Annotated in this window: 9 protein-coding genes; 5 read left to right on the top strand and 4 right to left on the bottom strand. The window is 31.5% G+C overall.

Annotation, left to right across the window (positions count from 1 at the left end; genetic code table 11):
• The first annotated feature begins 13 nt into the window (after nucleotides 1-13).
• From ACIQ66_RS09785 to ACIQ66_RS09765, 5 genes are all read left to right on the top strand, one after another.
• The gene (locus ACIQ66_RS09785; RefSeq protein ID WP_396212620.1) at nucleotides 14-2785 is read left to right on the top strand and encodes a 2-oxoglutarate dehydrogenase E1 component; all 2772 of its coding nucleotides are present in this window, start codon (nucleotides 14-16) and stop codon (nucleotides 2783-2785) included.
• Between the two features lie 90 nt (nucleotides 2786-2875).
• Complete coding sequence (gene odhB / locus ACIQ66_RS09780) at nucleotides 2876-4099, top strand: 2-oxoglutarate dehydrogenase complex dihydrolipoyllysine-residue succinyltransferase (RefSeq protein WP_396212619.1); 1224 nt, start codon at nucleotides 2876-2878, stop codon at nucleotides 4097-4099.
• A gap of 223 nt (nucleotides 4100-4322) precedes the next feature.
• The gene (locus ACIQ66_RS09775) at nucleotides 4323-7673 is read left to right on the top strand and encodes a C25 family cysteine peptidase (RefSeq protein ID WP_396212618.1); all 3351 of its coding nucleotides are present in this window, start codon (nucleotides 4323-4325) and stop codon (nucleotides 7671-7673) included.
• A 50-nt stretch (nucleotides 7674-7723) separates the two neighbouring features.
• A complete protein-coding gene (locus ACIQ66_RS09770; protein WP_396212617.1) occupies nucleotides 7724-8275 on the top strand; it encodes a hypothetical protein in 552 nt (183 codons plus the stop codon).
• A gap of 60 nt (nucleotides 8276-8335) precedes the next feature.
• Complete coding sequence (locus ACIQ66_RS09765) at nucleotides 8336-10738, top strand: TonB-dependent receptor domain-containing protein (RefSeq protein WP_396212616.1); 2403 nt, start codon at nucleotides 8336-8338, stop codon at nucleotides 10736-10738.
• A gap of 56 nt (nucleotides 10739-10794) precedes the next feature.
• On the opposite strand, the gene ACIQ66_RS09760 is transcribed toward ACIQ66_RS09765, so the two are convergent.
• The 4 genes from ACIQ66_RS09760 to ACIQ66_RS09745 form a co-directional block, all read right to left on the bottom strand.
• Nucleotides 10795-11475: a PH domain-containing protein gene (locus tag ACIQ66_RS09760; RefSeq protein ID WP_396212615.1), complete on the bottom strand. Its 681-nt coding sequence runs from the start codon at nucleotides 11473-11475 to the stop codon at nucleotides 10795-10797.
• Between the two features lie 142 nt (nucleotides 11476-11617).
• Nucleotides 11618-12784: a glycosyltransferase gene (locus tag ACIQ66_RS09755; RefSeq protein WP_396212634.1), complete on the bottom strand. Its 1167-nt coding sequence runs from the start codon at nucleotides 12782-12784 to the stop codon at nucleotides 11618-11620.
• 12 nt (nucleotides 12785-12796) lie between these two features.
• On the bottom strand, nucleotides 12797-14053 hold the full coding sequence (locus tag ACIQ66_RS09750; RefSeq protein WP_396212614.1) for an oligosaccharide flippase family protein: 1257 nt from the start codon (nucleotides 14051-14053) through the stop codon (nucleotides 12797-12799).
• A gap of 134 nt (nucleotides 14054-14187) precedes the next feature.
• The coding region (locus ACIQ66_RS09745) for a glycosyltransferase (RefSeq protein WP_396212613.1) at nucleotides 14188-15269 on the bottom strand (1082 nt) is incomplete at its 5' end.

Raw genomic sequence — 15269 nt, 5'->3', positions numbered from 1 at the left:
TTTATCTTAAAACATGGATAGATTTTCCTTCTTAAACGCAGCTCATACCGAATTTTTTGCACAATTATACGACCAATATCTTGTAAATCCTGACAGTGTAGAACCAAGTTGGCGTTCATTTTTCCAAGGTTTCGACTTTGGAATGGCAACTTTCAACGAAGAAAACACAGGTGAACATGTAGCCAATTATGCCGCAACTTCAATAGATAAAGGACAAGCTTCTGAAAAACTTCAAAAAGAATTTAATGTTCTTAAGTTAATTGATGGATACAGAACGCGTGGACATCTTTTTACAGAAACTAATCCAGTTCGTGAAAGAAGAAGTTATGAGCCAAATTTAGATTTGGTAAATTTTGGACTTTCAGATGCTGACTTGAATACGGTTTTTGATGCTGCTAAAGTGATTGGACATCAGCCTCAAACTTTAAAAGAAATCATCACTCATCTTAAAAATGTGTACTGCCAACATATTGGTATTGAGTACATGTATATGAGAAAACCAGATGTTATTCAATGGATTCAAAATAGAATCAACATCAATGATAATCTTCCAAATTTTGATAACGAAGAAAAGAAACACATTTTAGGAAAATTAAACGAAGCGGTTTCTTTTGAAAATTTTCTTCACACTAAATATGTTGGTCAAAAACGTTTCTCTCTTGAAGGTGGCGAAAGCATTATTCCTGCTCTTGATGCTTTAATTGAATCAGCAGCGGAAAAAGGTGTAGAACATTTCGTTATGGGAATGGCGCATAGAGGTAGATTAAATATTTTAGCTAATATTTTCGGAAAAGCAACGCAAGACATTTTCTCAGAATTTGATGGAAAAGATTACGATAAAGAATATTTTGATGGTGACGTAAAATATCACTTAGGTTTAACTTCTGAAAGAAAAACCAAATCGGGTAAAAAAATCAACATCAATTTAGCGCCAAATCCTTCGCACCTTGAAACAGTTGGTGCCGTTATTGAAGGAATTGCTAGAGCTAAACAAGATAAATATACGCCAGACGATTTCTCTAAAGTATTACCAATTGCTGTTCATGGTGATGCTGCCGTTGCTGGACAAGGAATTGTTTATGAAATTGTTCAAATGGCACAATTAGACGGTTACAAAACTGGCGGAACTATTCATATTGTAATTAACAATCAAGTCGGATTTACCACCAATTACCAAGATGCTCGTTCATCAACGTATTGTACCGACGTAGCAAAAGTGACACTTTCTCCAGTACTTCATGTTAATTCTGATGATACTGAAGCTGTTGTGCACGCTATGTTGTTTGCTTTAGATTTCCGAATGCAGTTTGGTCGTGATGTATTTATAGACTTGTTAGGTTACAGAAAATATGGTCACAATGAAGGTGATGAACCACGTTTTACACAACCAGTTTTATATAAAATTATTGCTAAACATAGAAATCCAAGAGATATTTATGCAGAGAAATTGATTACTGCAGGTATCGTTGACGCAGCTTATATCACCAAAATTGAAAACAACTACAAAGATAAGTTAGATGAAAATCTTCAAGCATCACGTAAAAAAGATTTGACAATAATCAAACCTTTCTTGCAAGACGAATGGAAAGGATTCGAGCAAGTATCAGATGATGTGATGTTGCAAAAATTTGACACTAAATTTGATAAAAAGAAATTAGATCAAATAGCTAACGAAATTTCGACATTGCCATCTGATAAAAAATTCATTAGCAAAATCACAAAAATTGTTAATGAAAGAAAAACAATGTTTGACAACAATGTTATCGATTGGGGAACAGCCGAATCATTGGCTTATGGCACACTTTTAACTGAAGGTTTTGATGTTAGAATTTCTGGTCAAGATGTAGAAAGAGGAACATTCTCCCATCGTCATGCCGTTGTAAAAGTAGAAGATAGCGAAGAAGAAGTAATTCTTTTAAATTCACTAAAAGATAAAAAAGGAAAGTTCAATGTTTTCAATTCTTTCCTTTCAGAATATGGAGTTTTAGGTTTTGATTATGGTTATGCATTGGCAAATCCTAATGCATTGACTATTTGGGAAGCACAATTTGGAGATTTCTCCAACGGTGCACAAATCATGATTGACCAATACATTTCGTGTGGTGAAGACAAATGGAACAACCAAAACGGAATTGTTCTTTTATTACCTCACGGATACGAAGGTCAAGGTGCTGAACACTCTTCGGCTAGAATGGAGCGTTACTTACAACTTTGCGCACGTCATAATATGTATGTTGCCGATTGTACAACGCCAGCCAATTTCTATCACTTGTTGAGAAGACAAATGAAAACGAAATTCCGTAAGCCATTAATCCATTTTTCACCAAAAAGTTTGTTGCGTCATCCGCAATGTGTTTCTACACAAGAAGATTTATTCAACGGACATTTTCAAGAAACAATTGATGATACTTCAGTAGATAAGAAAAAAGTAAAAACTGTAGTTTTCGTTACCGGAAAATTTTACTATGACATTCTTGCCGAAAGAGAAAATAACGGTAGAAATGATGTAGCTTTGGTTCGTGTAGAGCAATTATTTCCTTTACCTGTAGAACAATTAAAGGCAATTATTGCTAGTTATCCAAACGCAGACGATTATGTTTGGGCACAAGAAGAACCTAAAAACATGGGGGCTTACAGCTATATGTTGATGAATTTCAATTTAGTACCTTGGAGATTAGCTTCATTAAAAGCTTATGCAGCACCAGCAGCAGGAAGTCACACTAGAGATAGACGTCGTCATGCAGATGCTATTAGAATGGTTTTTGATAAGAATTTATTTAGATAAAAGAGTTTATGGTATATAGTTTGTAGTTCATAGTTGGGCTACAAACAAATAACAATAAACAATTAACTACGAACAATAAACTAAAAGAATATGATTTTAGAAATGAAAGTGCCTTCACCAGGCGAATCGATAAAAGAAGTTGAAATTGCAACTTGGCTAGTAAAAGACGGCGATTATGTAGAAAAAGATCAAGCCATTGCCGAAGTAGATTCAGACAAAGCAACTCTTGAATTACCAGCAGAAGAAAGCGGAATTATTACTCTAAAAGCAGAAGAAGGCGATGCAGTTGCAGTTGGTGCAGTAGTTTGTTTAATTGACACAAGTGCAGCTAAACCTAGCGGTGCAACTCCAACAGCTGAAGTAAAAGCAGAAGCTCCAAAAGTGGAAGAGAAAAAAGTAGAGGCTCCGAAAGCGACTCCAGTTGCTGAGAAGACTTATGCTACTCAAGCTCCATCTCCAGCAGCAAGAAAAATATTAGACGAGAAAAACATCCAACCAACAGAAATCGTTGGAACTGGAAAAGACGGAAGAATCACTAAAGATGATGCTGTAAATGCAGTACCTTCAATGGGAACTCCAACAGGTGGAACTCGTGGTTCTGAAAGAACAAAATTATCAATGTTGCGTCGTAAAGTAGCTGAAAGATTAGTTTCTGCTAAAAACGAAACAGCTATGTTAACTACTTTCAATGAAGTTGACATGACTGCAATTTATGCTTTACGTGAACAATACAAAGAAGAATTCAAAACTAAACACGGATTAGGTTTAGGTTTTATGTCGTTCTTTACAAAAGCGGTTACAAGAGCTTTACAATTATTCCCAGACGTGAACTCTATGATTGATGGTCAAGAGAAAATCTCTTATGATTTCTGTGATATTTCAGTTGCGGTTTCTGGACCAAAAGGTTTAATGGTTCCTGTAATGAGAAATGCTGAAACATTATCATTTAGAGGTGTTGAAGCTGAAATTAAAAGATTAGCAATTCGTGCACGTGACGGACAAATTACGGTTGATGAAATGACTGGTGGAACATTCACTATTTCTAATGGTGGTGTTTTTGGAAGTATGTTGTCAACGCCAATTATCAATCCTCCACAATCAGGAATTTTAGGAATGCATAATGTGGTTGATAGAGCTATCGTGAAAAACGGTCAAATAGTTATTGCTCCAGTAATGTATGTTGCTTTATCTTACGATCACAGAATCATCGACGGTCGTGAGTCAGTTGGTTTCTTGGTTGCTGTAAAAGAAGCATTAGAAAACCCAGTAGAACATTTAATGGGTGGAAATACTAAAAAAGCATTAGAATTGTAATTAAGATAAAATTCCAAATACAAATCCCAAATTCTATTCAGAGTTTGGGATTTTTTCGTTTATTTACTTTCACTAACCAATACTTTTTATGACATCAAACAAAAAATCGGTTGCGATATTTAGATCATACTAAAGCTACTAAAAACTGAAATAATATATAATGTATTCATATTTAAAATTTTGAAATTATTTGAGTATTTTTGAATCCTATAAAAACCCAACCATGAAACTAAAATTATTATTTTTTTCGATTCAACTATTTTTAGTTTGCACACTATACTCCCAAACAAATCAATCAAAAATTGATATAGCAACACAAAGTGAAACAATTTTAACTTTCACTATTAATCAATATAACTTACAATCAGTAAGAACTCCTAAAGGAATGGAACAGATTATTGTTGCCCAAAACGGATCATCAATGATGCAAAAAGGCGCCCCAGATCTCCCAAAATTTACTGAGTCACTTATCATTCCAGATATTGACAACATGAAAGTTGAAGTTGTAGATTCTAAGTTTATAGATGTTCCTAATATAAGTATAGCTCCATCTAAAGGGAATTTTTCAAGAACTATTCTCCCAAAAAATGTTCCTTATGAATATGGAAAACCTTATGAAGAAGATGCTTTTTTTCCAGGAAAATTAACCAATCTAAATACTCCTTATATCATTAGAGACTATAGAGGCCAAGCATTACAAGTTTATCCTTTTCAGTATAATCCTGTTAGTAAGGTGTTGCGAATATTCACAGAAATTAAAGTTAGAGTTTTTTCAGATGGAGAAATTGGACAAAATACGCTTGACAGAATAACTCCAATAGAAAAAATTGATAAAGATTTTGACAAAATTTATACAAATCATTTTAAGAATTATACATCTCTTAGCAATAATTATACTCCTTTGGGAGAAGAAGGTAAGATGCTAATAATTTGCAATGATGCTTGGATGAGCGAAATGGTACCCTTAATAAATTGGAAAAATTCAATAGGACGTCCAACCGAAATAGTTACTGTGTCAACTGCTGGAGGATCAGCATCATCTATCAGAAATTATGTTTCTAATTATTATGCTGCCAAAGGGCTAACCTATTTACTTTTAGTTGGCGATGCAGAGCAAGTACCAACCAATAACGGTATTGTCGCAGGAATAGAACTCGGTGGAGACTCTGACAATGCTTATGCTTATATTACAGGAAATGATCATTATCAAGATTTTTTTGTAGGTCGTTTTTCAGCCGAAACTGCTGCGCAAGTGACAACTCAAGTACAAAGAACTATTGACTATGAAAAAGGTACACAATTAGAACCTAATTGGTTAAATAAAATTATTTCAATAGCTTCTCAGGAAGGTCCTGGCGACGATAACGAGTTAGATTATCAGCATTTACGAAACATACAACCTGATTTATTGGGTTTTACATATCAAAATCCAGTTTACGAATTTTTTGAAGGATCTCAAGGTGGTTTTGATGCTCAAGGAAATCCAACAGCAGAAAGTGTTTCTAATGCCCTAAATAGTGGCGCTGGTATAATTAACTATGTCGGACACGGCTCTGATACATCATGGGCAACTTCGGGCTTTTCTGGAAACGATGCCGATGACTTATTAAATCATAATAAACTTCCATTTATTTTTGATGTTGCTTGTGTTAACGGAAATTTTGTTGGACAAACAACCTTTGCTGAATATTGGATGCGTTCGCAAGATAATAACCAACCAACAGGCGCAATAGCCATTTGTGCTTCTACTATCAATCAGAGTTGGAGTCCGCCAATGGTAGGACAAGATGAAATGAATGATATATTAGTAGGAACAGCAACAACGGGAATTAAAAAAACTTTTGGAGGAATTATAGTAAATGGTTTTTTCAAAATGAATGACGAAACATCTGATTTTGCAATGACTGATACTTGGACATGTTTTGGAGATCCATCCTTATTAGTTAGAACTGATAATCCTGCTCAAATGATTGTTTCTCATAATAATGTTGTAGTTGTTGGATCAGAAACTTTTCAGGTAAATTGTAGTTTTGAAGGTGCTTTTGCAACTTTATCTTATAACGGACAAATTATTGGTTCTGCTAATGTTTCTGGCGGCACAACATCAATTCCTGTTTCTGCATTGGTTCCTGGACAAGTAATTTCATTAGTAATAATAGGTTTTAATCAAGTTAGTTATATTTCTGAAATAACGGTTATTAACACCTCAGGATCTTACCTTGTTGTAGATAACTTAGAAAGTAACACCATCAATTTTGGTCAAACTAAAAACATAAATTTAGCACTAAAAAATGTTGGTTTAGACAATGCTACAAATGCAGGCGCAACCGTAACATGCTCTGACACAAATGCAACAATAACCAATAATATTTTTAATTTTGGACAGGTTATTGCAAATGCTATAACTCCATTGAGTTCAGACTCATTTACTTTACAAGTTGACAACGATTTAGTAGATCAATATCCAGTAGCTATTACTATTCAAATGACAGATGCAAGCAATGAAATTTGGAACGAAACAAAAACTATTTATGTTAATGCTCCCAAATTTACAATTGCTAATTTAACAATTTTTGACACAACCGGAAATAATAATGGAATACTCGACCCAGGTGAAACTGCACTAGTTAAAATTGAAGTGACTAATAATGGGCATGCCTCAATTACCAATGTAATAGGAACTTTAACTTCTAATAATATTGGACTTTTAATTGCTAATGCAACAACTTTACCTTATGGTATGGCTATAAATGGTAACCAATTATTTGAATTTTCAATTACTGCAAATAGTTCAATAATAGATGGCACTTCGGTACAACTTAATTTTGGAGTTACTGGGGGCGTTCAAAATCAATATACCAATCAAAAAGATTTTGTAATTACCGTTGGTTTTGTTCCAAGTTATTGCGATGGCGGTTCTAATAATTCAGAAGATGAATATATTTCTAATGTCGAATTTGGATCAATTAATAATGTAAGTCAAAGAACTTTTTATTCAGATTTTACATCTATTTCTACTGAAATTAATAGAGGTCAATCTTATCCAATTTCTATAACAAATGGAGAACACTTTGGAGGTGACCAAATGGGTTGTTGGATAGATTGGAACTATAATGGAGACTTTACTGACGAAAATGAGTATTTTGCTATTAACTATAGTAACCCAGTTGGAACAGGAACAATTCTGGTTCCAGAAAATGCCAGAATTGGTTCAACAAGAATGCGTTTAAGGCTTATGTATGACGGATCTATTTTACCTTGTGGAAATACTAATTATGGTGAAGTTGAAGATTATACCGTAAATATTTTGCCAAGTTTGAGTTCGCAAATATTTGAAAATGATAAATTTATGATTTATCCAAATCCAAGTAACGGAAATTTTACTTTAAAAATCGAAAAAAATACTGAAAAGGTAGATTCTATTGAAATATATACTATAAACGGCCAATTAATTTATAGAAAAACCACTGTTTCAAGTTTAAACCAAATTGAACTAAAAGTAAGTAAAGGCATTTATTTACTAAAGATTAGTCATGCTGGAAAAAACAGTTATGAAAAAGTTATTGTTAATTAGCACCTAAATAACTTACTCAACACTATTATTATTTTAACTAAATAGCTTTTTTGGCAACAATTCAACAACCATTGAAAAAACAATTTGTAAGTCTTTTTTTTCTTTTTATTCTGCTTGTACCAGCTGTAGCAACTTACACTTGGTTACAGCTACATAAAAGTGCCATAAAAAAAGAAGTGAAGTGGAAAATGATAGCCGGAATTGAAAAAAAAGAGTTGGTTTATTTTGAATTTTCAACTCACGAAATCAACACAATAATTCGTTGGGAACATGCTAAAGAGTTTGAATACAATAATCAAATGTACGATGTTGTTGAAAAGCAACTAGTGAATGACAAAACACAACTTTGGTGTTGGCTAGACAGTGAAGAAACCATTTTGAATCAAAAATTACAAAAACTTTTAACTTCCGTTTTTAATCATGATTCTAAGACCAAAGACAAAGAGAATCAGGTTTTTACATTTTACAAAACACTTTATTTTCAAGAAGTATTTGATTGGAAACCTCTAGTTTTTATTAAGACGAAATCAATTATAATATTAAAAAAGAATTTTTATAATTTTCTTCAATTAAATACCGTTTTACAACCTCCAAAATTTTAGTTATAACACTTTGGCTATTAAAAATAGCAAACAAATATGTATAACTAAAAAAAAACAACTATGTATAAAAAATATATAGTGGGTTTGTTTTTGGCAATTCTTTCTATAAGCAATGCTCAAACTATAGTTGTAAAAGATGCAACAACTAATGCTCCACTTGAATCGGTTATCATTTCAACCAATGGAAAAAAAACAGTTCAAACTAATGCAAATGGAGAAGCGTCAATTTCTGAATTAGGTGATTTTAAATACCTTGTTTTTAACAGCTTAGGTTGTGAAAGGCAAGTTTTTAGCAAAAAACAATTACAAGCAAAGTCTTATCTAATTTGGTTAGTGCCAATGCACTTTCAGATGGATGAAGTGGTTGTTTCAGGTTCAAAATGGAAGCAAAAAACATCCGAAATTCCGCAAAAAATAAATGTGATTTCGACTCAAGATGTAACCTTGCAAAATCCGCAAACAGCAGCCGATTTATTGAGCGTTTCGGGAAAAGTTTTTATTCAAAAAAGTCAACAAGGCGGTGGAAGTCCAATGATTAGAGGATTTTCAACCAACCGTCTTTTGTATTCTATTGATGGTGTTCGAATGAATACAGCCATTTTTAGAGGCGGAAATATTCAAAATGTAATTTCGTTAGATCCTTTTTCAATTGAAAAAACTGAAGTTGTTTTTGGTCCTGGTTCAGTTATTTATGGCAGTGATGCAATTGGGGGCGTAATGAGTTTTCAAACACTTACTCCAATGTTGGCTAGAGAGCATAAAGAAGCCGTTTTCGGAAACGCATTTGCCAGATATTCATCGGCTAATGAAGAAAAAACTTCACATATTGATGTAAATATTGGATTCAAAAATTGGGCTTTTGTGAGTAGTTTATCTACCAATAATTTTGGCGATTTGAGAATGGGAAGCCATGGACCAGATGAATATTTACGAAATTTGTATGTTGAAAGAATTGACGGAAAAGATGTAGTCATTACAAATGATAATCCGAAAAAACAAATTCCAACGGGTTATTCTCAAGTAAATACTATGCAAAAAATTCGTTTTAAACCCAATGAAAAATGGGATTTTCAGTATGGTTTTCATTATTCACAAACATCTGATTATTCACGATATGACCGGCATATTCTTTTTAAAAATGGCATGCCAAAATATGGAGAATTTAGCTATGGTCCGCAAAAATGGATGATGAATAATCTAGAAATTGCTCATAAAACCAATACAAAATTGTATGATGAACTATCGGTAAAAGTGGCACATCAATTTTTTGAAGAAAGCCGTTATAGTAGAAATAGTAACAAACCTGATAGAGAAGTTAGAATTGAAAAAGTAAATGCTTATTCTGCTAATACTGATTTTTTGAAAGCAACTTCTTCTAAAAACAAATTATTTTATGGTTTAGAGTTTGTTTATAACGATGTAAATTCAATAGGAATTAATGAAAATATTGACACAAATTCATTTAAAAAAGCACAAGCACGATACCCCCAAGCCAATTGGCAATCTTTTGGAATTTACTTAAATGATCAATACAAATTTTCAGAAAAAGTTCTTTTTCAAGCAGGATTACGATACAACCAAGTGATTCTTAATGCTGATTTTGATACACCTTTTTTTCCTTTTCCATTTACAGAAGCTAAATTGAATAACGATGCAATTACTGGAAGTTTAGGATTGGTTTATCGTCCCAAAACCGATTGGATTATTAGCACAAATGTAGCAAGTGCATTTCGTTCGCCAAATGTTGACGATATTGGAAAAGTATTCGATTCTGAGCCAGGCTCTGTGGTGATTCCAAATCCAGATTTGAATTCTGAATATGCCTATAATGTTGATTTCAACATCGCTAAAATGTTTGGAAAAACTGTTAAAATTGATTTTTCTACCTATTATACTTTACTCGAAGATGCATTAGTAAGAAGAGATTTTACCTTGAATGGCACATCGCAAATTATGTATGATGGCGAGTTGAGCAATGTGCAAGCCATTCAAAATGCTACTAAAGCAACTATTTATGGTTTTCAGGCTGGAATAGAAGTTAAACTTCTAGAAGGTTTTAGTTTTTCTTCCGATTTTAATTTTCAAAAAGGAGAAGAAGAGGTAGACAATGGAGAAAGAAGTCCGTCAAGACATGCAGCTCCTTTTTTTGGAACTACTCGAATAAGCTATGCTATTTCCAAATTTGACTTTCAATTGAATGCACAATACAGTGGCAAAAGAGATTTTGAAAATTTACCAGAAGAAGAAAAAGGCAAAACAGAAATTTATGCAATAGATAGCCAAGGAAATCCATACTCGCCAAGCTGGTACACTTTGAACTTTAAATCGATGTATAAATGGAATGAAAAATTATTGCTAACTACTGGTGTAGAAAACATTACAGACCAAAGATATAGAACTTATAGTTCTGGAATTGTTGCGCCTGGTATAAACTTTATTATGGCTTTGAGAGTTAGATTTTAGAAAATAGAAAACCCTTATAGAGTTTTAAACACTGTAAGGGTTATTTAATTTTTTAGTTACAAATAACTCAAGATTTCGTTTTTCAATTTGTCATATTCACCTTGAAGAATTAATCCGTTATCGAGCAGTTTTTTATAATTTTGAAGCTTGTCAAACAATTCTTCTTTTGATAAATCACTTAATTTTTTTTCACCAAGAGCAACTTCTGCTTGCGATTCTTCATATGTAGTTGGCATAATTTCGGCAAAATCGGTTACTTCTTCTGTCTCTATTTCTTCTACAACTTCATCATAAACAGGCGCAATTTCTTCAACTACTAAACTTGAAGTTGTTGAAGCCGGATTTTTTAGTAAATCTAATTGCTCTTTTGCATAAGTGTACAATTTTCGAGCTTGATTTTTTGGCAAATAATCAACTGTATGCGTCAAATCTGATTTGGTAGTAAAAGTAAAATCGGAACCAAGAATTCCTTCTTTTACAAAACTTGCCGAAATATCATCCCAATCATAATCAATAAACTCCATTGATAAACCAAGGTTTTTTGGTTTGCAAAGAATTATTCTTTTAGTGGTAACAACAATACTATCTGGCAAAATTGTTAAAGCTGGTTTTTTTTGTACAGCAATATATCCAACTTCTTCATTTGACATTAATAAATTACTCAATTTTGAAGTAATTTTCTCAATAGCTTTTGGATCTTGATCTTCGTTTAGTATTTTTTTTAGGTTATCTATCATGATAGTTATTTTGAATTTTATTGTAAATATTTAACAAAAGTAATGCCTATTTTAATTCAAATGAAAAAAGAGATTGATAAATCAGATAACGAAACTAGTTGTTGAACATCAATTAATACTGTTTTCATAACTTTAGTATTTATTATTTTATTGATTTAAAACAGTTCATATACATTGTAATTATTTTATCCATTGAAAGTGCACTTGCTGCCTCAAAATTAGTTTTGGCAATTTCTTTTCGATAATCATCATTTGTTAAAATTTTTTCGATTGCAGTTGCTAATGATTGCGCACTTTCAGGATTGAAAAACTCGCCTTTGTAACCTTCATCTTTTACTAATAAAGCTAAATCATCTATATCGGGCATGATAACTGCTTTTCCATAACTTCCTGCCTGATGCAAAACACCAGAACTCCCTGTGGTCGATGTGTATGGAAAAACAACAATTGTACTGTCTGTAAAAATTCTTTCTACGTCGTTTTCTTCAACATATCCCGTAAAAAAAATTCCTTTTACATGTTTATACTTTTTTTGAACTCTATCTAAATAACCTGGTGTATTTGGACTATCGGTTCCTGCAATTATAACTTTCAACTCATCGGAATTGGTTTTTCTAACAATTTCAATGGCTTCAATTAGAATTTCGACTTTTTTATAGGTGCCGAACTTTCCAAAAGCCATTATTTGTTTTGGTCCAGACTTAAGCTCAAAATTGGGCTCTTTTACTGTTTCAAAAGTTCCGTGTGGAATTAAAATTACATTTTTTGTTTTATATTTTGCATTTAAAATAGTAACATATTTATGAATTGTCACGGCTACTTTATTCGCTTTCAAAAGGCATCTTGTAATATTTTCGCCTATAAAATTATAGATGGTTTGCATAATTTTACTTTCTGTAAAACCTGCTTTTTCTAAATCTACTTGTTCTAAAATATTGTGTAATAAAACAACCGTTTTAAATCCGAATAGCCTTAAAAACATTGGTAATAATAAACCCATTGCAGAATGAATTTTCTTGTCTCCAAATTTTACAAATTGTAAATTGAATAAAATTACATCTGGGTTTTCTTGTCTAGTAGCTTTAATTATAGAGAAAAAGGTAGTGTAACTATTAAACTTCCAGCACTCTTTAATCTTGATTTTTTCTTTTTTATCAAAATCTAATTGTTTGGGTTCATTAGTTTTATCTGACATCAAAATTAATTCAGTAACTTCATCATTTTGCACAAAGTTTTTTACCAAATGATACCCATATTCATTTAGTGTTACTTTACTTGGCGGAAATGCTGTTACAACTGCTACTTTAATAGTTTTATAAAATTAATTAAGAGGACGTTTCACTTTTATATTTCTGTTTATTAAGAAATAACTCAATTGGAATGCTAATAATATAATCATTGCTATAATTTGCATAGTTACGACTTGTTCTAATGATTTATGAAATAAAACTATCAAAATTATTTGAGTTAGCCCTAAAATTGCTGATATCAGTACTGGAACATATTCATTAATAGACAAAAAATAATAAGCAAAGATATTTGCTACTGCAAAAATTGAAGTTGCTAAAGCATATTTCCATAATAAAAATGCAATGGGTAAATATTTTTCTCCAAACATTATTTTTACTACTAACTCAGGAAACAAAAAAGTGCCCAAAACAATAATTGCAGATACTAAAACTATATAAAAAACATATTTTAGAAGTATTGGCAAAGTATCGGCGCCGTCTTTTTTTAATTGAATTACTTTGGGCAAAAGCAACATTACAAACATCCAAGCTACATAATAAACTACTCTACCGATAAGTGCTAATGATGCATACAAACCTGCTTGTTCGTTATTGAAGTAATGTTTTACAAGTAAAATATCACTATTGTTTATAATGATCTGTGTGAGTTCGTAAAAGGCTGTTAATGCAAAAAATGTTATGATTGGTTTTGTATCTAATTGCTCATTTTGATTGCTATTGTCTTTATTAAGAATTGATTTTTGAAAAGGAATTAATCCAAAGATAAGAGAAATCAATATGCCAAAAGCAATTACTAATGATGATTGAATAGACGGAAAAAGTAAAATAATTGCAATGGTTAGAATCAATCTGCAAAGCATTTCAAAATAATACGTTTTTGATAAACTTTTTAGATTATTTTTACCTTGAAATAACCCACGATTTATGCTCATTACAAAATAGAGCGGCAAACTTACACCAAAAATTACAAACATTAATGCCGTTTTTGTATGGAAAATTTGTTGTAATTGTTGGTTAAAAACAATTACTAAAAACCCAAATAACAAACCAAAGGCAAGTGCGTTTTTAAAAATAAATTTTAAAAATTGATTTAGAATTTCATCTTCAAATAATACTGCATATTTTGCTGTAACCACTTGAAAAGTCATTCCTATAAAAGATAAAACAAGGAGAAAAGTTATTAGTATTGCAGCATCAGCAAATTGTGCTGGACCAAGAATCCTTCCTAACAATAAGTTATATAAATAATTACCTGCATTTACAAACAGAATGGTAATCATAAAAAACTGCTCAGGACCAATCTTTTTATAGGCTTCTTTATAATTCATTATTTAGGTTAAAGTTTATTAAATAAATAACTTAACTTTGGTAATCATTACTCAAACAACTAACTTATATGCATTTAATCTTCAAATATAGAAAAAAATGCAATTTTAACTAATGAAAAATAAAATATAAAAAACTATTTATAATGAAATGCTATTTGAACTATTTGACTTAGTATTTTAAAGGAATCTTTATATGATACTTTTGAACCATCCTTATGAACCCATCTGTTTAGTGGTTTTTCGCAAAATAAAGTTTTGGCTTTTTCTAAACCATATTTTTTTCTCATTCTCATAAAAATTTCAACATCAAATAACCACCTAGTTAAAAATTTAGTTTGAAATGTATCTTCTATAACGTCTATAGTCATGATTTTTGCACCACATTGTGTATCTTTAAAATCCATTCCTAATGTTTTTCTAATAATAAAATTTATAGCATTACTAATAATTGCTCTGGCAGATTTTTTTTTAATTTCAGCCCCCATTCTTGTTATTCTTGAACCGCTTACAATTTTAAAATTTGAAGCTTCAATAGTATCGACTAAAGCATCAAAATCTTCAAAATTAGTAGATAAATCAGCATCTAAAAAACCTATATAATCAAACTGTTGTTGCTTGGATAGATGCAACATTCCTAAACGAACAGCTTCTGCTTTTCCAAAATTTTCTTTACAATTGTAAATACTAATTCTTCCTTCGCTACCTTTCTTTAATTTATGCAAAACATCTAATGTATTGTCTTCGCTTCCGTCATTTACAAAACATAAATGATAACCTAAATTAGAATTAACAAATTGCTTAAATTCATCACTTGCTAATCTTTTTTCTTCGTTATAACACGGAATCACGACACCAACAATTATTTTTTGAATAAATTTGTTTTTATTTGCTACGTATGATACATTACTTGCGCCTATTATTCGTTTAACTCTAATTCCTATTTCATTTAAACTTAATGGCTTTTTTACGAAATCGACAGCTCCTAAAGCAAATCCTTTTTCAATTATGTCTTCATTATTATTTCCAGATAAAATCATAACAGGAGTTTCATGATTTTTTTCTATCTTTATATATTTAACAATATCTAACCCCGAACTTTTACCTTCTATATCCCCATGGTTATCTGCGCTTAATTTACCTTCATAAACTGGCAGATTAATATCGGAAATAACTAAATCTGGAGCATAAGTATCATATTTTACAATAGCATCATTTA

It is taken from the genome of Flavobacterium sp. (assembly GCF_044377315.1).
GTDB lineage: Bacteria > Bacteroidota > Bacteroidia > Flavobacteriales > Flavobacteriaceae > Flavobacterium.
Note: the sequence above shows the minus strand (reverse complement) of the source record. Positions and strands in the feature narration are given on the sequence as shown.